Raw genomic sequence first — 21,980 nt, forward strand, 5'->3', positions numbered from 1 at the left:
CCTTTATTTAATATCTGTACTAACAGGCTTATGACCTAATATCTTATCAATAAATGCATAGGCTTCTTTCCGGCTCTCAACCGGGAAATCATGCTCAGCATTTGGATAACGCACCTGCAACATATCCGGAACACCCAAAGAATCATAAACAGGCTTTACTTTTGCAATACCTGCTTCAACGCCCTTGTAATCAAAATTTGCATCACGCAGGGGGGATACAGAAAAAAAGGCACGCGGAGCTATCGCAGAAATAGCCTTATCAAAATTAAAAGGGATGCGATCGCCATCAAGCTTATATTTAGTTTGCAACAATGGCATATACCTGGTTTGTGCCCATGGACCTAATCTTCCTCCATATTTTTTTTCAGCTGCTTCACCAATACTATAATATTCAAATTGTGTCCACCCACAACTACTAACTGCTACTTTTATACGATTATCAAAAGCGGCTACAAAAATAGAATTGTGCCCTCCCAACGAATGGCCGATAACTCCAATGTTTTCTGCATCAACATCAGCTCTGCTTTGAAGCAGATCAATGCACCGCATATGATTAAATATGCCCTTCATTGTACCTGATTGATATCGATCGGTATCAAAATCATAATCTTTCTGGTCGCCAAAACTTGGAAAATCAGGAGCTATAACAATATACCCCCGCTCTGCAAGCTCTCTTGCATGAGCACGATTAGGTTTTCCAGCTTGTCCATCAACTGCCTTTCTTCCTAAAGGATCCGTTTCATGTAAAACAAGCATGGCAGGAAGTCTTTTTGGAGCTCCACGTTGAACTGGTATGTATAAATAAACTGGAATAGTTTCGTTTTCTGCAATTGTAAAGAGAATGTTGTAACGAATAAATGCAGTTTCTTTCAGGCTGTCAACTATATGGATATCCGAGGGTTTGATAGCCCCTCTAACAGGCAGTTTACCCATAGCTTTTTCCATATCCTTAAGAATATGGGCTCTGTGATTATTATGTGTTTTTTGATGTTTATTATCAGAAGTTAAGCTTGCAGGAGAGTTGTCCTGAGCAGAAATGATCAAAGGAGTAAATAAAAATATCCACAGTAGTTTCGTGCAGAACTTTCTGCAATTGATTGTTATTTCCATCATTATAAATTTCATCCTGATTGTTCAATAAATATAAAGATCAATTTCTATAAATCTGTTCAAATGAATTTTCAATTATCCATTATAGTTGATCAAAATATCTTAATTCAATTGAATCATTTTTCAAAACACTAATTCTCTTCCCGGCTATTTTATCAGAGTGCTTAATGGTTTAAAATTGAGCATCTTATCAATAAAAGCATAGGCTTCCATACGGCTTTCAACAGGGAAATCATGTTCTGCCTGAGGATAACGTACCTGTAGCATATCACGTGCTCCTAATATAGTATAGGTCTGTTCAGCAATTGAAATGCCTTTCCTTACCCCTTCCACATTAAAATTACTATCACTTAATGGTGAAACAGAGAAAAAAGCTCTGGGAGCTATTGCTGATATTACATCACTAAAATTAAATGGAATCTTACGTTCATCCAGATCATATTTTGATCTGATCAAAGGCATATACCTCGTTTGAGCCCAGGGACCTAATCGGCCACCATATCTTTTACTTCCTTCTTCTCCAATATTATAGTACTCAAATTGAGTCCAGCCACAGCTTGAAACGGTTACCTTGATACGTTCATCAAAGGCAGAAACGAACATGGAGTTATGGCCTCCAAGAGAATGTCCGATAACACCTATCCTTTCAGGATCCACATCTGCTCTGTTCTGTAGCAGATCAATGCAACGCATATGATTGAATATTGCCTGCATTGTTGCTGATTTATATCTGTCTGTTTCAAAATCATGATCTTTTAAATCGCCAAAACTTGGATAATCAGGTGCAATAACCACATATCCCCTTTGAGCTAATTCTCTTGCATGAGCGCGGTTTGGCTTATCTCCCTGTCCATCAACAACACCCTTGCCTAATGCATGGGTACCGTGCAGTACCAGCATTGCGGGAAGTTTTTTTGGTATTCCGATCTGTTTAGGTATGTAAAGATAAACCGGTAATCGTTCCTTATCAGCTACATTAAAAGTAAGTGTATAACGGGTAAAATTTTCTTCTGTGGTACTATCTGTGATCAGTATATCGAATGGAATAAGTTTGCTGCGATTGGGTAATTTACCCATTACCTTCTCCATATTATAAAGAATTCTTAGTCTTTCCCTGGTATGTTTTACAGTACTGTTGATCTTGTTTTTCCCGGTAACTTCCTTGTATTGATTCAGCATATTCGAACCAGTTTGAGCAAAGTTCATCCCTGGGATGGAGACAAAAAGGGAAATAAGCAGAATCCTGAATTTACATGACATGATCATTATGATTCTAATTGAGAAGATTATTTAATAAAAAAGGATTAACCCACGAATGGATTAATCCTTCTAACACAAACTATTAAAATTAAGGAGTTATTGTAAGAGAAATCTCCTTAGTAATTTTAAGTTGCTGATCTATATTACCATTAGAAGCAACAAAAACGGCTTTATAAGTCCCCGCTGTTGGGTAAGAATAACGGTATTCAGGCAATACAGGATTTGTCAAACCTTTTATTGCCAATGACCAGTCTGGTCCAAGATCAACTTTATCAATTGTTATAGCCTTAGTGATAGCCCAATGCTCAGTTGCTGGATCATTGAATGGGCTCGCAGGATCAAATGCAACAAAAGGCTTATAAACTGCGGACGGCTGATATGCCGGATCCAGTGGATTATAAATTCCATTTTTAGGATCAAAGATCGGATTAGCCGGGTTAAATTGAGGCAAACCAGCATTCAGATAAGTATTGCCCTGAAGCGTTAATCTGGTTGCTGTTACTGAAGATAAAGCAGGAGCTTTATCTTTTAAATCATCCACGATCCTGAATCCTGCACCTGCCTGATCCGCAATAGTAAGAGTCATAGTGTTATCTAACAACTTTTTACTATTAACAGCAAAGGACTGAATAAACCATTGACGATTTATTCCATTGGTAGCCTGAGCCTTTGTAGTATAACGGAAGGCGAAATAGATCGGCTTTCCGGCTAGTAACAAATCAGAAATATCAACTGTTCCTGAAGCAAGCAAGGCTGTAGTTGTACCCAATTTAAATCTGCCGGTAATATCAACCCATGTAGCGGCCTGTACCTTTGCAAGGCTGCTATAATCACCAGAAAAATTAGTTGATGCCCAAAGCGTTACCTGATTAGCTTGAGTTCCCAACTGAACACTGCTATTGAAGGATAGAGTTGCTCCTGCACCAGCAACATCAACCACACGACCAGTACTTGATGCATAGTCTTTACGTAACTCACCAGAATAAAATGAGATATTCTGAGTTTCACCACCAGTAATCATAAATTTAATGGTCTCTCCTACTTTATAGGTCGTTTTTTCAGTCGTAACATCAAAAGCCGGCGCCTCTGCTTCGAGAGTGGGCTTTTCGCAGGAAGCCATTAAAAGGGCCGCTGCGACAATACTATATATTTTAAGTTTCATAATTTCTATTTTGAATTAATGTTATTCCCAACCAGGATTTTGTGTCATTTTTAAGTTCGAAGACATTTCATTGATCGGTATTGGCATGAACAGATCTCTTGCACTAACATTTGAATAATATTTAACAAAGTATTGTCCAGGACTCTGCTGTTGTAATTTATTACCCATATCCTGATGTACTTTTAAAAATATTCCCCAGCGAAGCAAGTCGGCTTTTCTTGTGTTTTCGAAGTTGAACTCTCTCATTCTTTCAACCTGAATTGCTTCTAAGAAGGCTAATTTAGATGCAGGATTTATATCTCCATCTGTAGCCTTACTGATAGTTGCTGTTGCAGTAGCACCTGCACCACCTCCACCACTGATCGTAATTGTAGGAACAGCAGAATACTTGCCTTCATTGAAATAGGTAATTGCTGCAGGATCACGATCCAGATTAATTGCAGTAACTCTTCCAGCAGAGATTGTTGCAGTAGCAGTAGCACCACCAGCACCACTAATACTCACAGTTGGGGCGGTAGTATATCCGGCACCGCCATTAGCTACCGTAATTGCTTTTATACCAGTTGACCATGCTCTTCTTCTAACCTTGTTAAATGCTTCAACAGACTCAGCAGTAGGACCACTAATTTCATTCTGTGCTTCAGCATACATTAACAAAATATCAGAATATCTAAGAAGTACCATATTTATTGGAGTTGTGGTAGGACTTTTCGGTAATAAAGTCTCATACTCTCTTCTCCACTTTCCAGGCTTCATGTTATTCTTGGCATTCTCATCCACAGGCAATAAGCTCATTGTTTTTGCCCCCGTTGCTGTATAAGTAAAGTGAGCAATGCTGAACCATTTTCTATTATCACCCGGTTCAAATGCATTATAAAGCTCTGATGTGATGTTCATATAAGCATCTGCCCTTCCTGTAGATGAAGCAACACCTGCTGCCGGACCATTGATCCATCCGATATTTCCGGTTTCAACATATTGGTCAGTACGATTACCATAGAATTCAACTTCCCAGATACTTTCCTTGATATCATATTTATCAGCAGCCAGATTAATAAAGATCTGTGAATAGCTGGGGTTAAGAGAGTGACCAGCCTCAGCATCATCAATTACCATTTTTGCCCATTTACTGGCTTCAGCATATCTTGTTTTATCCTTAACAGGATCTCCAGCCATATGAAGGTTTACACGCGCTAAAAGACCGCGTACTGCCGACTTACTGATAGCACCACCGTAGCCCAAAGCAGCAATACCCGGAACTAATTTTTCGGCTGCTTCCATATCCTTGATTATCTGGGTATAAACATCCTTGGCAGGTGATCTGGCGATATCAACATCAATTACAGAAGTTGTTGGAGTAAGTTTCAAAGGAACACCACCAAAATACTGAACCAGAGTGAAATAATAATAACCTCTAAGGAATAACATTTCTCCTCTGATCGCATCACGCTTTGACTGTGCAATAGCTGTGTTTTTATCCACGTTTGCAATCAGAACATTTGCTTTATTTATTCCTGCCCACAGGTTACTCCAAAGACCGGCATTGTACTGATCTGCTGAAGAATAGAAGTAATTCCATGGTCCGGTGGTCAGAGTTGCTCTGTTCATATAGCCTTCATCACCATGCCATGCAAGAAGATAACTTGCATAAGTACCATGTAAGCCACCTGCACCCAGGTGATGATAAACACCAGCACGTGCAAATTGCAACTGTGCCTCAGTTTCATAATAGTTATTCGGATTAAGGAAATCAGTCGGTTCTGTTTCCAGGTATTTCTTACAAGAGCCTAAACTCGTTAAGAAAAGTATTGCGATCAAATAATATTTTATTTTCATTTTCTTTCGATTGATTTAATTAAAATCCAGCTTTGATACCAAAGGCAATTGTTGGTGCCTTTGGATAGGATGAATAGTCAAAACCCGGAGTCAAAGTGTTGTTACGGGTTGAAACTTCAGGGTCCATACCTGAATAATTTGTCCATGTAATAAGGTTCTGTGCAGAAACATTCACACTTAAATTACTCAGATAAGCAGTTTTAATTAGTTTAGCCGGTAAGTTATAGTTTAAGGAAACTGTTTTCATACGTAGGAATGAACCATCTTCAACAACTCTGGATGAGTGGAAACCAATTGGCCCTTGTCCGCGAGTACGGTAATTTGCATTGGTAGGGTTTTCAGGAGACCAGCGATTTGAATAGCTTGCAAACTGATTGATATTAGCCCATCCATTACTATTTCCTTCCATGATCAATCTGTTGGCATTGTAGATATCATTTCCGTAAGACCATTGAAAGAATACATTCAAACTGAATGCCTTGTAATTGAAATTATTTGAAAATCCGCCTGTATGAATTGGCTGTCCTCTACCTATAAAAGTTAAATCTGCATCATTCATAATACCATCTCCATTGATATCTCTGTATTTGATATCACCAGGAAGAATAGTATTTCGAACGGCACCATTGGTTGGAACAGAAGGTTTTAAGATATAAACACCTGGAGAAGGATTATCAAAATCCGAATACTGGTAATTACCTTCCCAGATAAATCCAATCATCATTCCGGCAGGCTTTCCAATTTCAGCAACGTATAAAGGCTTGTTGAACTGAGAAACATACTCTGAGTTAGAAGGAAGAGAGCGTTGTCCTCGGGTAAGCTCCATTACCTTATTTTTATTGAAACTGATATTCAGGTTACTTTCCCAGGTAAAGTTTTTCGACTGAACATTCACTGTATTCAAAGTAAATTCAAGACCATCATTTCTCAATTTACCAATATTCTTAACAGCAGAACCAAATCCTGTAGACGGAGGAAGGATCGCATTTAACAATAAGTTCTCTGTGGTTTTTCTGTACAAATCAACTTCAAGAGTGATCCTGTCTTTCAAAACACCTATCTCATAACCTAAGTCAATAGTATTTACTTTCTCCCACGCCAAAGCAGGGTTTCCAACTGCAGAAACATAATTAGAAGCAATAGGTGTAGAGTTATTGAATGAATAACCATCAATATTCTGCAATAAACGAGCATAAGTATCAAAGTCGCCTACCCTGTTATTTCCATTACTACCATAACTGGTTCTCAGCTTTGATGTAGAAACGCCAGGTAACAATTTAGCAAAGAATCCTTCTTTGTGCATATTCCATGCTAATGCTGCGCCAGGGAAGTATCCCCAGTGCTCCTGGAATTTAGATGAACCATCCGCTCTGAACGTACCTGTTATTATATACTTGGATTTGTAATTGTAATCCAACCTTCCTGCATAGGAAGCCATGGAATTACGACTTGAATTTGATGTCTGATTGAAAGCCAATCCTTCATCCAGTCCATCCATTCCTAAATTCTCATTAGGTAACAATCTTCCGCCATATCCTTTACCCTCTGTATTGCTACTATTGATCGCAAATAAGCCAAGACCAGTAACAGTGTGATCTTTCTTGAATGTTTTCTTGTAATTCAAAGTAGTTTCATTTGAGAAACTATTTGAGAAAACATTATTTATAGAACCATTGACACCATTCACGTTATTTGGACTAGAACCTCCCTGCGCTGTTTTTGAATTATAAAAACGCTCCAGTGTTAATTTATTATGACGGATACCTGCAGTTGACTTAATATTTAAATCTTTATTGATTTGATAGCTAAGATATCCATTACCCTCAACAAGACTGGTAATATTGAATGAATGCTGATTTTGAAGGTCAATGAACGGGTTTATCCTAAAATCGGAAGCATTCAATGCTTCATCATCCACTAAATCAGAAAGAAGATCATCAGTTGGGTTTGGAGTGATCGGACGGTATAACCATGCTCTGGCCAAAGCAAAAGCTGTCGGGTTTCCGGAAGTTACCGCACCCTGATTAATAACTTGTCCGAATTGCTTGATACCACTATAATTAGCAGTTATTCCAGCTTTTATTTTATTACTTATGGTTTGATCAAGTGTTACTCTTCCTGAATAACGATTTAAACCAGTATTGATAATTGAGCCGGTCTGATCAAATAAAGATCCAGAAATTGAGTATTTAGTTTGATCGGTACCACCTCTCAAAGCCAGGTTATAACTCTGTATAGTTCCCTGCTGTAAGACATAATCCTGAAAATTTATTCCCTCAGTACTTCTGTAATCCTCCAGAGTTTTACCACCTGCAAAAAATGCCCTTGTTGTTGCCGACAATGGATTTAATTCAGTCTGATATTTAATAAACTCATAAGGGCTCATTACATCCATTGGTTCTGGAACTGATTGAAGACCATAAGAACTAGCAAAATTGATTACTGGTTTTCCTACACTACCACGTTTTGTTTGAATTAGAATTACACCGTTTGCAGCTCTTGATCCATAAATTGCAGTAGAAGAAGCATCCTTTAATATGGTCATTGACTCAATCTCTTCAGGATTTATACTTGCCGGATCAGGATTTTCAACAGGAAATCCATCGATCACAAACAGTGGAGAAGTACTTTGAGTTAAAGAACCAGCTCCTCTGATTACGATATTGATACCACCACCAGGCTGACCATCAGATGCGTTAACCTTTACACCCGCAACACGGCCGGCAAGTGCTTCTGCGAATGTTCCGACAGGAGCCTTCATCATATCATCCATTGGTACTACACCAACAGAACCAGTAAGATCTGGCTTAGCTACTGTACCATAGCCAATAACAACTACCTCACTCAATGAAGAACTGGACACCTGAAGGGTGATGTTAACCGATGTACGGTTACCTACGACAGTTTCCTGAGTAACCATCCCAAGAAAAGCAAATACAAGTGTTTCATTACTTGCTGCCTGAATACTGTACCTTCCATTTGCCAGGGTTGTTGCTCCTCTGTTTGTTCCCTTTACCCTTACGGTAACTCCCGGCAGAGGCTGGCCAGCTTCAAGTACAGTTCCGGTTATAGTTTTTAATTGCTGTGATAAGGCTTGCTCTGAAAAACTCAGTACAAGCATAATCAGCATTACAATCCCTGCTCTGGAGGGAAAGAACCATGGTTTTTTCAACTTCATCATGTAAATTTTTAGCATAGTTTATAATTAAGAGTGATTAGATAGACAATTGATTAAATACGGGTGCGTACCCGTATTTCAAAAAAGTATTAATTTTTGCATTTTACTGTTTTATAGAAATTAATTTATTGGTTAGAAAAAATAAAAAATGCTTTTGCTTATTTGCTATTCAAAAACATTTACTCGTCAACATTTATATTTTGTTCCTTAATTAAGAATGATAAAACATTTATAAAAACAAGAAATCCATTTAATGTTATTCCTTAAAAATATGTTTCTATCTAATTTTCGAAATCCTGAACGTTAACGTACCCTAATATATTAAAAATTATAAATTATAAATATAAATAGCTTGAATTTTTATCTTAAAATATTTATTAATAAGTCTGTATACTATAAAAATGGATTAGGAATCTTGATTAGATCAGTTCGTGTATGTCCATTTTCTGTTACTCTTGCCAATGCATATACCTCCCCTCCCTTTCCAATAGCAATTGAATTTACATATAAAGGACGATCACCATTTTCATAAAATACAGGTCCATGATCCTTATATGTGCATGATGGAATATTATAAGTTATCAAATGAAGATTTTCCAGGCCCTTTGCAGCACCCTTTGCAATTTCATCATCTCCTGCAATACGTTTTCCATTTTCATAAATTGGTCCGCCGGTTAGATAATAGATAGTTTCAGCATCCGGACCTAATTGAAATCCAAGATAACCGTAACTGAATTGATCAAACATTCCACTTTTATGAGAGGGTTCAGAAGTTATCCTTCTTACAACTTCAACGTGCTTATTTTGAGGATTAAAGCGAAATAGATAACCTGAGTTACCATGAACACCATAGGCAACATTCTCTGGCTTATACCAAAAAATCTTTCTCCAGTTATAGCCCATACTTCCCGGACGTGTAGGATCATACTTTCCAAAGTAATCAAGTCTTAAATTGATATCTGCTAATTTTTCTATTTTTCCTTCATTTGGATTATATGAAAAAATATCTCCTTCGGAAGTAGAAAAATAAACCGTACCATCATTAGGATCTACAACAAGTGACCGGCAAAGAGATCTGAAATCATCTCCTGGTTCCCCTCCTTCTCCATTACCAGAAATCTGACCCAGATTTTTAAGGACATTTGTATTTACATCATAATGTACAAAGCTGCCTTTTGGCCAGGTAATACCATAAATCTGCCCGCGGTCACAATCCATTGTCATTGAAACCATTCCTTCCCCATTTGGAAGAAGAGCAAGATCTTCAAACACTTTAGTTTTCAAATCATATGAGATAACATGACCACCGGGATATAATTTATAACCTGCGGGAGGATTGACCGGCAGGCGGTCCATTCCTCTTATTAATTCATAATATCCAACATGAGTTGAAAAATATAATTTGCCTTTGCTCTCGTAAAAACGTGTATGACTCTTCCCCTGAGGGATAAACATTTTTCCCTGTTCACCACAAACATCATTCAGATCTGCAATGAACTCTGTATCATCAAGTTCGGGATCATAAACGTACATCTTACCGGCAAAATCAATTTTATCTGATGATAAGATGTAATAAATTTTACCATCACTCGCTGCAGATAAAGCATTATAGGTATCATGAGCCTGAAAAAAACCCGAATTATATGTTTTAGCTGTTAAATTACTAATCGTTTCTGAAGTATTGGGTGCTTGTAGCCCAGCTTCAATTTCATCAATTTTATCCATTTATCTTTTATTCTTAAATCCCATCAATAAACCAATCTACCTATGATTACTTTTCCAGGGATTTCTTAATAGCATCGGCACTGGCGTAAATTTTACTGATAGCAGAAGCGATTGAGTCCATGTCCTCTTTACTGCCTAATAAAAGGTTCTGGGTAAACCAAACAGCTTCTGTACATAGCTTGTCATTTTCAGGGCATTGGTTATTTTCCATATATTTTTTATAGTCCAGCATATCCTTATGATACATCCTTCTATAATTTTTGGATTCAAATGCCTCTTTAATAAATTCCTGAGTATTTAATGGATTGTAACCACCAGAACAAGGTACTCCCTCAGCTCTTAAAGCCTGAAGGAATGCAGCTCTTGTTAATCCTTTGAATGCATCCTGCTTATATCTGAAAGAAAAGAGATGAAATGAAACTCTCGTTGCACAATCGTATAATTTATAAGGTACTATTCCGGGAATATTTTCAATTTTTGATTTTAAGTATTTTGCATTTTCTTCACGTACAGTTGTTTGTGCATCCAGCCTTTGAATCTGAGCAAGTCCGATTGCCGCCTGGTATTCCGTTAAACGGACCTTGGTACCAATCCTGACACTTCCGGCATTAAATGTTCCAACTGCAGTTCCGAATGGCAATCCAAGGTTCTGAAATGAAACACAGCGATCCATGAATGCAATATCATTACTAATGATTGCTCCACCTTCCCCAATTGGAATATTCTTTGAATTTTGAAAACTGAAACAACCGGCATTTCCAATAGTCCCGACTTTTTGATTATTTACTTCGGTAAGCGGTGCCTGACATGCATCTTCAATAACCACCAGGTTATGTTTTTTTGCAATTGCCATGATTCTTGGCATATCAGCCGGCATACCTAAAATATGAACTGGCAAAATCGCCTTCGTCCGGGGAGTAATCTTAGCTTCCATTTTAGCCGGATCAATTTGATAAGTATCCGGATCTATATCAACAAATACTGGCATAGCGCCATTCATTAAAATTGCCTGTACTGTAGAGATAAATGTATAAGGTGGCACAAGAACTTCATCGCCTCCTTTAATATCCAACTGATTCAGAGCTACTATTAAAGCGTTTGTTCCATTGCTGACTGTCAGACAACGCTTGGCACCATTAGTTTTAGCCCAAAGCGCTTCAAATTCATTCACTACTGATGCACGCGACCAAATACCGCTTCTTAATACCTCAAGAACCCTTTTCTCATCAGTTTCAGGAATCCAGATCGGCCACTTGATCCATTTTGCAGGATTCGAAGCTAACGGACCTCCAAGAATGGCAGGAGTTGCCGAATTATCCAATCCCCCGGCAATCAGTGATGGAGAAATACCCAAAGTCAGAGCTGTTCCAATACCTGCTACAGATGTTTGTTTTAAAAACTTTCGTCTCGATGGATCACTATTTTTGTTTTTCATGACTCTTTATTATCAGTTTATGCTTTTCAGGAATAGGTTATACTGTTGGCAACGATCATTTATTTTTAATATTCGCCTCTTTTTCGAGGATTCATATCATTTACGTTTACGTACCCGAAAATATAAAATATTTTCAACGAAACAATACTCCTGTGAAAATAAATTAGGATAAATTATTATATGACATAGACTTACATGTCAAAATATATACAATGGCAAAACTATTTTAAATAGAAAGCAAGATCAAAATTAATGAACACGCTATTTCTCAATAACCACCCCTATCATGTCGATACCCACTCCTGCATTTGATGATCCAACATCTTTAACCAGTGCCTTTGAGGCTGCTGGTGGACGCTTCGGATCATAATATTTAGGACGGATCTCATTTAAGGCCGCACTGTGAAGATCATTACTTACATAATAGGTGGCCTTTACAAGATGCCTCAGATCACTTCCTGATTTCTTCATGATAAGATCAAGAAAATTATAAACATCACTCAGCTCAGCCTTGACGCCACCCTGCACATTACCATACAAGCCTGAAACATAAACCTTACTCCCATAATTTATACGGGTAACCTTACTGTATACAGGAGAATGAACCATTCCCTCTGGTGTTATAAATTCAATCTGCTCAGTCGCCTTGCCTGATCTCTTAGTAGAAGATGCGATCAGCTCAATCTCTATAAGCGGATCTTTACTGAGCCACTCCACATTAACCAGCGGAGGAATAGTGCCTTCCTTAAAAAATTCTTCCATCACATTCTGCACAATGCTAAGATCTGAGATTGGGTTAATGAACGATTTAATCTGAACTATATCTTGTTTTTCAAGACCAAGAAATTTTAGTGTTTCCTCTAATTGCTTCAATGTATTGAGAGTAGCTTCTGCTAAATTACCCTTGGCTGCCTGCCCTGAAACATAAACAACCGGTCCCGCTGGTAGGATTGATACTTGTGCGGAACCTGAATGAAAATATTTTACCTGCTTATCAGAAGAATTAGCAGATACAGCGATGGCATCAATTGAAATAAGTGCATCAGGGTGACTTAAATTCCCAGTTACATAACTGACAGCTGGTAATTTTCCTGGTTTGAATCGCTTGCTGATCTCTGTTTTTACTACAGTGATAAAGTCGGAATTTTTTAGATATATGTTTAGTTTGACTACCTTCCCCAGACCTGAATCAGCAATTTCAAGCGTTTTGGAGATATTGCTAAATATTTGTCCGATTTGTTTTTGAAGATCACCTTTAAAAATAAATTTACCCCCTTTGTCTATAGATACAATTTGGGCTGTATGGGCAAGAGGAACATCTTTTACAATTACTGCATCTGAACTACCATTTTGTCTGGAAGTCTGAGAATATTGAATTTCAGGATTCTGTGCAAAAGAAGAAAAATTGCCAATAATCAAAAATATCAGGATCGATCTTTTCATAAACTAATTAATTGACTACTCTTTAGCCTAATATTTTTCACGAAAACAATTTCCAGCTAACATGAATCCTAATTATTTATAGGTGCCCAATATGCGCAATAGCCATCAGGACGAACAGGACCTTTAAATAACATACAACCACCACATGGCTTATCCTTAGCTGCAGGAATATACAGCGTACAATTACTGCAATGACTATCGGGAATCGGTGTCTTGGTTACATATGCCAGTTTTTTTCGCTTTTCAATTTCCTCTGCACTTACTCCCGTAAGATCATCACATGGATTTTTCTGACCAGGTTGAACTGCTTTCTTTGGAGGTTGCTGATTGAAAGAACCAGATTGAGCAAGCCCTTTCGCTACAGAATTTATTGAGGTATAGCTAAGGACAAAACCAGCTCCTGCCAGCATTGAACCTGCTTTCAAATACTTCAGCAGGAAGTTTCTTCTTGAATACTTATTATCTTTCATATGAATGGTATCTGGGTATTAACTTTCTAAAAACTGGGATTAATAAAATTATTAGGATTAATAAAGCTTATTTAATAATTGAAATGACGCTTTTACATCAGTTTCAGAATCTGTGCTCAGCTTTTCTGCGGTTTCTTTTAATGCTTCATTTTTATTTAAACCTAATTTAAGTCCTTTTAAAGCAGCAGTTTGCAGATTTAAACTACTCATAGCTGGAAGATCCATGACATTTAAATACGATGAAACCTGAGATTTATTATTTCTTGCTGCGATTATATTAGAAAGATCCTGTAAGAAACTCAGTTTCCATGGCTCAGGATTTTGAAAAAATGTTTTTTGCATAGCCAGTACCTTCAGAATCTCTGCTGAAGAACCTGCTTCTGAACTTAATACAGCACTTCTGAACCAATCATTTTGACCTTGCTTCTGAACAATTTCCGAAAATGCAGGAATTATAGCCTGACCTTTGAATTCTCCCAGACTTAAAGCAGCCTGAAGGGCTACCCTTTTTGAAGGATCATTGATCAATTTTAATACTAAAGGAAGAGTTTCCGGATAACGCTCTGCAAGCATCAATGCATTTTCACGTACTCCCGGAGAAGAATCTTGTAATCCCTTCCTGATGATACCTGCATTCAGGGAGTTTAAACCTTCAAGAACGTACAATAGATGTAATCTTGTTCTTGGATCAGCACTTTTACTAAATAAATTATTAATTATTGGAACAACCGACTTATCCTGACGCTCAAGAAGCAAACGTTGAGCCTGAGTACGGTACCATCCATTATTGTGAGATAAGAAATCAAGTAGTTTTATACTTGATACGTCTTTTAGATTGACAGAAACACTTTTATAAGTACTGTTTGTTGGTAATACACGGTAAATTCTGCCCATATCACTTCCTGCCATGAAATCCATATCTGCTTTCAGATCATCAGGAATAGAAACAGGAGTTTCAATATGCTGCCTGTAGTAATCAAGAATATACAAATAACCATCAGGACCAACGGAGAATGTTACCGGACGGAACCAGGTATCAGTGGAATAAATAAATTCTCTGTTTTTTTCAGATTCAGGACGTTTTGCAACTAAAACCGGACTTGTTTCGCTAGGACTAAGGATATCTCTGTGAACCAGATGTCCTGATACATCTGAAGTAAAAACGTTTCCATAGAATTCTTTCGGCAATGCATCTCCGTTATAAATAGTACCACCTGATGCACCTGTGAATCGATCCTCTGCATATTCAATCCTTGTTAGATTCGCTTCTTTGTACATTTTATTCCTGCGGGCACTTCTTTCGGCTCTCCAGTACGCTGGAGCAGTTTCCTGAAACATGATCTCTTCATGATCAGTAATACTAACATTGAATTTGGATGTTGGAAGAAATGCATGTCTGTGAGTATATCTCCACGGAATAACAGCCTGCTGCAGGTGAATTGAATTCTCAGTAAAGAACCGATGTCCCCAGTCATCAATAGTTTGTCCGAATTGCCCCGGACCTGTTTCCAGTTCAAATACATTCCGGTCCATTCTGAAACGAAAATCAGCACCTCTCACCTCTACTGGTGCAGCACCGGGAGTTTTACTAAATGTTACTTTTCCGCTTTGTCCGCGGTTATTTGCATAGATCCAATTGTCAACTCCTAATTTCAAACTGGTTACCTGAGCCTCTGAATTATTCTGAAAAAAGCCCGAGAATAAAATTTCTGAGGAATCTGACTTACCGTCACCATTGGTGTCTTTTAAATAAAGAATATTGGGAGCAGCCGTAACGATTAGTCCGCCCTTCCAGGGCAGCATACTGGTAGCTTCCGTTACATTTTCAGCAAATATTATTGATTTATCAATTTTTCCGTCACCATTCGTATCCTTTAAAATACGGATACGGCCATGCCCTTTACCCGGTTCTACCTCATAAGGATAATCGGGCATTTCAATCACATATGCATTTCCTTGTTCATCAAATTCAAGTGCAACGGGATCAAAAACATGGGGTTCTGATGCAAATAATTGTACTGAAAAACCATTTGCAACATTTAACTTTTTTAAAGATTCTTCAGGGCTAAGCGGACCAGCATAGCGCTGTGCTATGCCATCTCCTGCTAATAAGATAAAGGGTAATAATAATAAGGCTTTTTTTCCTTTGAAACGAGTCTTCATTCTTTGCTTATTTTTAATAGATATTTTAATGAATCACCATGTTAATTACGATAAATAAAACAAAATGGTTCTGTTTAAAAAACCAATTGGGTATACCTAATTACGCAATTATCATCTGGATCTGTATCGCTTTTGTATTTGTATAGTATCAATTAATAGATCTATAAAAACCTGAAATTATTCAAGCGGTAACGTACCCGAAAATATAACTTAAAAACGATATTTAAAAATTTAATTTAAAATGTAAATACTGGCTTGTATTTGTCATGTAAATAAAATCAATCTAACGTTTTTGCTCAAAAACAGTATATCTCAATTGACCTGAATATTCGTCATGCGGAAAGGTTTGAAATTTTAATTTACCTCCTTTTTCAATGATAAATCCAGGATCTTCCTTCAACTCGAGCCATTTACCAGAAACACTGGCAACAGGATAATAGCGTGTCCCCCCACCCGGCAGATCAACACGTAAATAATTTACTTCCGGAATTTCATTGTCAAGTTCCATTTTCCATTTTCCATCCTTAAAATCAATTCCAACTATCATGCCTGAATGTTCCTTTCCAGATTGATATGACCAGCCAGCTCCGGATACAATTTCAATATCATTCCCCTTTATGCTAATTCGATCTTCAATCATTCTTCCGTTTATAATATACTTAACACGGTAATTATCACCATCCGCATGAACAGATTCTATCCATGGATCCTTGTTAAACGGCTCATGAATAGCCACAAATGAAGATTTACCACCTGTATGTCTTTGCATAATCCCAAGCCGCATAAAATCATCCAGTTTATTATCATTTTCGCCTGCCAGTCTAACTGAGGGAGAACGGAAACTAAATATTTCTGAATCTGCAGGTGGAATATTATGCGTTCTTAACCCTGATTTCTCATACCGCCATGTTGCCGTCCATGGTTTGCTGGTCTTTCCGGTTTTAATATCCTTTAAATAAGAATAGGCATGAATACGCTTTCCTTCAATATCTGAATCGTACTGATTTTTAGGAACATTACTTCCACCCCAGTCTGGAACCAATGTGTTCAACTTAGTTTCCAAAGAAATACTGGTCTCTAATTTTCCTTCCTCCTCACACATTCCGTGCAGGAACCAGTCATGGGTATTTCCTCCTTCCACATCAAAACGATCGATCACATAATCGCGACCCTCAGCTGCATGAACCATAATCAACCTTCTGCGGTAAGTACCGGCGACTGCATAGGCTGGAGAGGCTTCGACATCAATCAGCTTTACATGCGGATTCTTATCATCATAAAATTTCAGGTTTCCGGTTACTGGCTTTGCCATTGAACCAGCATCCTGAGCCTTTTGGTCTATTACAACGGTATTATGGGAAGCAGTATGCAAAGTCCAACCCCTATATTTTGAATGGGTATAACCGATATCAGATAGTAATTCTTCTCCTTTTGCAAATAAAATAATAGAAGCATTATCATAATGTGAGTGACCATAATTTCCGCTCCAGTTCAGGTTGAGCAGCATTTGATCATTTCCACTTCCGCTGCCAAGGGCCGCATTTCCAAGAGAAGACCATAAACGGGAAACTGTTTTATCTGTATTTTTTGCAGAGATATTTCTGCTTGCCCAGGTATCATTAATGGGGATCTTTCGTCCATTTGGTAAAACAGCCTCCTGAGTTACCGACAAAGCTTTGGTATAAAAAGGCATCTTGTTCGTGAGATCGAGATTATCAAAACGATCTTTTTTATAATCTGCCGGATCTGAATATCCCTGAGCTGCCAAAGCTACACTCCTCAATCCACCAATCGTTTGATCATGGTAAGATGCTGTACCCTCTTTCCACCATCCATCGGCAAAAAATCCAAGTTTCAAAAATTCGCTAAAACGATTGACTCCGTCATGAACCATTTCCGGTTTATTTAAAATCCTTCCAAGGCGAACCATATCCCTGTACATACCAGGCGACATATTGGTATAGATTTCAGGGTTTGCTGCAGTAAATTCATAGCCTGAGATAAGCAGATCTTTCACGATCCTTTTGTCGGTATCATTTCCGATAATACCATCCATTCTTTTCCAGTCGTATCCATCTTTCAAAAGTTCGTAAACATTTGCCATTTGAATTGGAATATCACCATATGCCCACCAATTCCATTTCGCCCCACGATATGGAACTAAGCCTTCATAAGGCCATTTTTGATCAGCAGGAAAGAATTTTTTGGCTGCACTAGGATAATCGTAACGTATTGCATAATCAGGAAATAACTGTGCAAAACGGCCGGCAATAACTGCAGCGCGATCTCCATAAGCATTATCTTTAGTTAAAGACCAAATTTTAGCCAGTCTTTCTCCATTCTGCTGTATCCACTTCCAGCGTTCAAACCAGCTATGTGCTTCATAAAAGTATTGATTACCCTGGGCATTTTGATGATAGCGATATACCTGCTTGACACCACTTGGTGCAAGTATTACCTTTTCATGATTCTCAGGATATTGCTCGTTTGGAAATATCATGTTACAATAATTGCACTTGACCTTATTACCTAATTCAGGCTTCCATCCCAGCACATTCATTTCCTGGGCTCCCCCATTACAATTAGGACATCCAATAAAATAGATTCCGGAAGCTATTGGTACCTGAGCTTTAACTTCTTCCAATGACATTTTAATCAATGGTTCCACTTCCTGTTTTAAAGCTGAGATGTCTGGGACAGCTTTTTGCAACTGATATAAATTATGAGCCTGGATACCATGAAATGTGCATGATATCAATAAAGTCACTATCAATAAAATCTTTTTATACATCTTAATCTTTTTGGAATATTTGCAACAAAACCGTGTACGTACCCGAATTTATATAAATTTATACTAAAACAGAAATATCAGGACTAAGAAATTATTAAATCTGGTGTAACCAAAATGTATTAACTAAGTCTATTCTCAGGAGATAAATTACTGATTAAACTTAAAATCTTTAAAATAGAAACAATAAAATGAATGAACTGGAAATTATCAAGGCCATTGAGAAGCTTGAAAATGGTGAACTGGAGATAGCTGAATTATTGGAGATTCTCGATAGCATTCAAATTTTAATAGGCTAGGATATACTTAATCACAAGATTTTTTATTTAATCCTGCGTATTAAGATCAAATTCCGGAAAGATCATTAATTAAGATTTGAATGGCTAATTATTGAAATCAACAAATTTAAAAATAATTCAGTTTCATAAAACCGTTTCCTGAACAAGCTCGTAATTCAGCAAAACAAAAATTGAATTATGAAAAAAATATTTATCATGGCTTTTGCATTAGTAGCTACTGCAATAAGCACAACAACTTTCGCACAGGGAACTAAAATGGTTGGAGGTGCAGCAATGTATTCTACAAAAGACATTGTAGATAATGCAGTTAATTCTAAAGACCACACCACACTTGTTGCAGCAGTTACAGCAGCAGGATTGGTTGAAACACTAAAGACTGACGGCCCTTTTACAGTATTTGCACCAACTAATGATGCTTTTAACAAGCTTCCTGAAGGAACAGTGGCAACACTTGTAAAACCTGAAAACAAAGCTTTATTGACAAAGATTCTGACCTATCACGTCCTTTCCGGCAAGTTTAATGCTGCTGATATTGTAAAAGCTATAAAAGCTGGTAAAGGAACTGCAGAATTCACTACTATTAGCGGAGGCAAATTATCAGCAATGCTACAAGGAAGCAGCGTAGTTTTGAAAGATGAAAATGGAAACACATCTACCGTTACAATTGCAGATGTTAATCAAAAAAATGGTGTGATCCATGTGATCGACTCTGTTGTTTTACCTAAGTAATTAATCAAACAATTGTAAAAAAAAGCCCCGTATCAATTCCGGGGCTTTTATGTTTATATATTTATTCCAAATTATAAAAACATACCTTGTACTTCTATAATTAATCTTTGGGACTGAAAACAAAAATAACCTTATCTGAGCCTGAGCTTGTCCATGCTATCCAAAAAAAGGATAAAAGTGGAGCAGAAGCGCTATATGATATGTATTCTTCATCTTTGTATGGAGTAATTTTCAGAATTGTACAGCACGAAGAAATAGCAGAAGATCTTCTTCAGGATACATTTATAAGAATCTGGAATTCTTTCTCTTCCTATGATGCTTCCAAAGGAAGATTATTTACCTGGATGGTCAATGTAGCACGAAATATTGCGATCGATAAAACAAGATCTAAAGAATTTCGTAACAGTTCAAAAACCGAAGACATAGAAAATAACGTATTAACATTAGATAAGAAGGTTAACTCTGAAATCAATCCGGAAATAATCGGTTTGAAGGATTTAATTGAAAAACTAAAACCTGAACATAAAATTATTCTTGATCTTGTTTATTTCGAAGGCTTTACGCACGTTGAAGTTGCTGAAAAGCTTGAAATTCCTTTGGGAACAGTAAAAACACGATTAAGAAATGCTATTATTACTTTAAGAAAGGTATTTAATTAAGTGAAAGACCTCAAAACATATCTGGAAAGCGGGATACTGGAACAATATGTTTTCGGTGATTTGAGCAATGAAGAAAAGCTTGATGTAGAAAATAATGCCCTTCAATATCCTGAGGTCAGAAAAGAATTAGAGGAGATTGAAAATGCATTGATGAGCTATGCCAGATCAAATGCTATTGAGCCATCCGAAAAAGTTAAAACCAATTTTCTGAACTCAATAAATACTATCGATCAGGTCAATAATTCTCCTTCAATAAACACTGGAGGAGCATCTTTAAGAAATTTGCAATTTTACAAATACGCTTTTGCAGCATCATTATCACTTCTTTTCCTAAGTGGCATCCTTTTGATCAATCTGAACAATAAGCTTAATGAATCCTATGTTCAGCTTGCTGTTCTGCAATCTGATAATCAAAAATTCTCCAATCAGGTAAATTATAAAGAAGGCGAACTAAGGGATATTAAAAATGCACTTCAATTCTATCAAGATCCTGCTGCTTATAAACTTGTAACGCTTAAAGGATCCACAAAAGCTCCGGATGCCAGTTTGCTAGTTGCTTTCAATGCTGACAAGGAAGAGGTGATGATCGATATGACATCACTTAATATGCCTTCAAATGACCAGGAGCATCAGTATCAGTTATGGGCCATAGTAGATGGAAAGCCGGTTGATCTCGGTGTCTTTGATGCAAATGACGACAGTACCGGAATGAAAAAAATGAAATTCATCAAAGATGTCCAGGCATTTGCAGTCACTCTTGAACCCAGAGGTGGAAGTTTAAACCCCACTATGGATAAAATGATGGCAATCGGTAATATTTAATCTACACGCTCTTCTAATAATTCTTTCCTTCCTTAAAAAGTCTTTTTACTTTTTTTTCATCCTGAAAAATTTCGCATAAAAAAAGGGCCGAATAACAAGTATTCGACCCTACATCTACCTATGAAAAACATGCCCTTTTGGGGCACTAATCAATAGACAATTTACATGCCATTCAATAAGATATGCCAGAACCTCAAATTACTCAATCAGACCACTAAATAATTCCCACATTGTAGATAAAATACCCGAGAGTGTAGATTTATTTCCCCGTTATTGAGTGCATTTACGCCTGTTTTGAAAACAATTCATCACTTATACCACAATAGAACAAAATTTCAAAAAAATGCACCTTTTCCTAGCCATAAATTAAATATTCTTCAAAATTTGGCTAAAAAAACATTTGTTTCTAGGTGTATTTTAAAGATTATTTAAAATATGAAAAGATCTTACTGTCGAAAATGATATTTATTTCTTCATTCCTTGTCTCTATTTTTAAAATGAAGAATTGAAAGCCCTCATTTTATTAAATATTCAGAAATTGCAGATATACCTTAAAGTTTATGCCACCTTTAACTTACATTATCACCAACAAGCTGAAATTTTGAATCTTTTGCTTATCAGAAAACGTCAGAATTTGATATCATAACCTAAGAATAGAAGATTCCGGGAAGGATTAAAAAAGAAAATCCCCTTTCAAAATTTGAAAGGGGAATCTTAATCTAAAATGGGTGGCTGATGGGGCTCGAACCCACGACCCTCGGCACCACAAACCAATACTCTAACCAGCTGAGCTACAGCCACCATTTTGTTTCTGCAAAACTAAGCATTTCGGCATATATTGCAAATTTTTTCTGAGTAATTTTCTATACTGATTATCAGCACGATGGCAATTCAATTGCCA

General features: G+C 37.2%; 14 protein-coding genes and 1 tRNA gene. 3 read left to right on the plus strand and 12 right to left on the minus strand.

The window, feature by feature from the left end; translation table 11 throughout:
* Positions 1-3: 3 nt before the first annotated feature.
* The 11 genes from BLR27_RS08490 to BLR27_RS08540 form a co-directional block, all read right to left on the minus strand.
* Positions 4-1,113, minus strand: a complete 1,110-nt coding sequence (locus tag BLR27_RS08490) for an alpha/beta hydrolase family protein (protein ID WP_245704479.1) — start codon at positions 1,111-1,113, stop codon at positions 4-6.
* A gap of 144 nt (positions 1,114-1,257) precedes the next feature.
* A complete protein-coding gene (locus BLR27_RS08495; RefSeq protein WP_245704480.1) occupies positions 1,258-2,289 on the minus strand; it encodes an alpha/beta hydrolase in 1,032 nt (343 codons plus the stop codon).
* A gap of 169 nt (positions 2,290-2,458) precedes the next feature.
* Entirely contained in the window at positions 2,459-3,532 is a 1,074-nt protein-coding gene (locus BLR27_RS08500; protein WP_090703704.1) for a DUF5017 domain-containing protein, read from the minus strand.
* Between the two features lie 21 nt (positions 3,533-3,553).
* A complete protein-coding gene (locus BLR27_RS08505; RefSeq protein ID WP_090703707.1) occupies positions 3,554-5,368 on the minus strand; it encodes a RagB/SusD family nutrient uptake outer membrane protein in 1,815 nt (604 codons plus the stop codon).
* A 19-nt stretch (positions 5,369-5,387) separates the two neighbouring features.
* Positions 5,388-8,564 (minus strand): SusC/RagA family TonB-linked outer membrane protein, encoded by a 3,177-nt coding sequence (locus BLR27_RS08510; RefSeq protein WP_245704481.1) that lies wholly within the window; start codon positions 8,562-8,564, stop codon positions 5,388-5,390.
* Between the two features lie 375 nt (positions 8,565-8,939).
* Entirely contained in the window at positions 8,940-10,271 is a 1,332-nt protein-coding gene (locus tag BLR27_RS08515; RefSeq protein ID WP_245704482.1) for a hypothetical protein, read from the minus strand.
* Between the two features lie 46 nt (positions 10,272-10,317).
* Positions 10,318-11,706 carry a DegT/DnrJ/EryC1/StrS family aminotransferase gene (locus BLR27_RS08520; protein WP_090703710.1) on the minus strand — a complete coding sequence of 463 codons (1,389 nt, stop codon included), beginning with the start codon at positions 11,704-11,706 and terminating at the stop codon, positions 10,318-10,320.
* 261 nt (positions 11,707-11,967) lie between these two features.
* On the minus strand, positions 11,968-13,149 hold the full coding sequence (locus tag BLR27_RS08525; RefSeq protein ID WP_090703714.1) for a RidA family protein: 1,182 nt from the start codon (positions 13,147-13,149) through the stop codon (positions 11,968-11,970).
* Between the two features lie 68 nt (positions 13,150-13,217).
* Complete coding sequence (locus tag BLR27_RS08530; RefSeq protein ID WP_090703718.1) at positions 13,218-13,619, minus strand: high-potential iron-sulfur protein; 402 nt, start codon at positions 13,617-13,619, stop codon at positions 13,218-13,220.
* 57 nt (positions 13,620-13,676) lie between these two features.
* Positions 13,677-15,782 carry a PVC-type heme-binding CxxCH protein gene (locus BLR27_RS08535; RefSeq protein WP_090703723.1) on the minus strand — a complete coding sequence of 702 codons (2,106 nt, stop codon included), beginning with the start codon at positions 15,780-15,782 and terminating at the stop codon, positions 13,677-13,679.
* 283 nt (positions 15,783-16,065) lie between these two features.
* On the minus strand, positions 16,066-18,573 hold the full coding sequence (locus BLR27_RS08540) for a heparinase II/III domain-containing protein (protein WP_090703728.1): 2,508 nt from the start codon (positions 18,571-18,573) through the stop codon (positions 16,066-16,068).
* 473 nt (positions 18,574-19,046) lie between these two features.
* On the opposite strand from BLR27_RS08540, the gene BLR27_RS08545 reads away from it, so the two are divergent.
* The 3 genes from BLR27_RS08545 (at position 19,047) to BLR27_RS08555 (ending at position 21,079) form a co-directional block, all read left to right on the plus strand.
* Positions 19,047-19,598 (plus strand): fasciclin domain-containing protein, encoded by a 552-nt coding sequence (locus BLR27_RS08545; RefSeq protein WP_090703732.1) that lies wholly within the window; start codon positions 19,047-19,049, stop codon positions 19,596-19,598.
* Positions 19,599-19,705: 107 nt separating this feature from the next.
* On the plus strand, positions 19,706-20,257 hold the full coding sequence (locus tag BLR27_RS08550) for an RNA polymerase sigma factor (RefSeq protein WP_090703735.1): 552 nt from the start codon (positions 19,706-19,708) through the stop codon (positions 20,255-20,257).
* Positions 20,258-21,079, plus strand: coding sequence for an anti-sigma factor (locus tag BLR27_RS08555; RefSeq protein WP_090703738.1), 822 nt, complete (start codon positions 20,258-20,260; stop codon positions 21,077-21,079).
* A gap of 727 nt (positions 21,080-21,806) precedes the next feature.
* On the opposite strand, the gene BLR27_RS08560 is transcribed toward BLR27_RS08555, so the two are convergent.
* Positions 21,807-21,880 (minus strand) — tRNA-His (locus BLR27_RS08560).
* Between the last annotated feature and the right edge of the window lie 100 nt (positions 21,881-21,980).

Source organism: Daejeonella rubra (genome assembly GCF_900103545.1).
Taxonomy (GTDB): domain Bacteria; phylum Bacteroidota; class Bacteroidia; order Sphingobacteriales; family Sphingobacteriaceae; genus Daejeonella; species Daejeonella rubra.

Coding starts and splice junctions, on each gene's coding strand:
- BLR27_RS08490 (WP_245704479.1), bottom strand. CDS start 1,113: ATGATGGAAATAACAATCAATTGCAGAAAGTTCTGCACGAAACTACTG.
- BLR27_RS08495 (WP_245704480.1), bottom strand. CDS start 2,289: ATGCTGAATCAATACAAGGAAGTTACCGGGAAAAACAAGATCAACAGT.
- BLR27_RS08500 (WP_090703704.1), bottom strand. CDS start 3,532: ATGAAACTTAAAATATATAGTATTGTCGCAGCGGCCCTTTTAATGGCT.
- BLR27_RS08505 (WP_090703707.1), bottom strand. CDS start 5,368: ATGAAAATAAAATATTATTTGATCGCAATACTTTTCTTAACGAGTTTA.
- BLR27_RS08510 (WP_245704481.1), bottom strand. CDS start 8,564: ATGCTAAAAATTTACATGATGAAGTTGAAAAAACCATGGTTCTTTCCC.
- BLR27_RS08515 (WP_245704482.1), bottom strand. CDS start 10,271: ATGGATAAAATTGATGAAATTGAAGCTGGGCTACAAGCACCCAATACT.
- BLR27_RS08520 (WP_090703710.1), bottom strand. CDS start 11,706: ATGAAAAACAAAAATAGTGATCCATCGAGACGAAAGTTTTTAAAACAA.
- BLR27_RS08525 (WP_090703714.1), bottom strand. CDS start 13,149: ATGAAAAGATCGATCCTGATATTTTTGATTATTGGCAATTTTTCTTCT.
- BLR27_RS08530 (WP_090703718.1), bottom strand. CDS start 13,619: ATGAAAGATAATAAGTATTCAAGAAGAAACTTCCTGCTGAAGTATTTG.
- BLR27_RS08535 (WP_090703723.1), bottom strand. CDS start 15,782: ATGAAGACTCGTTTCAAAGGAAAAAAAGCCTTATTATTATTACCCTTT.
- BLR27_RS08540 (WP_090703728.1), bottom strand. CDS start 18,573: ATGTATAAAAAGATTTTATTGATAGTGACTTTATTGATATCATGCACA.
- BLR27_RS08545 (WP_090703732.1), top strand. CDS start 19,047: ATGAAAAAAATATTTATCATGGCTTTTGCATTAGTAGCTACTGCAATA.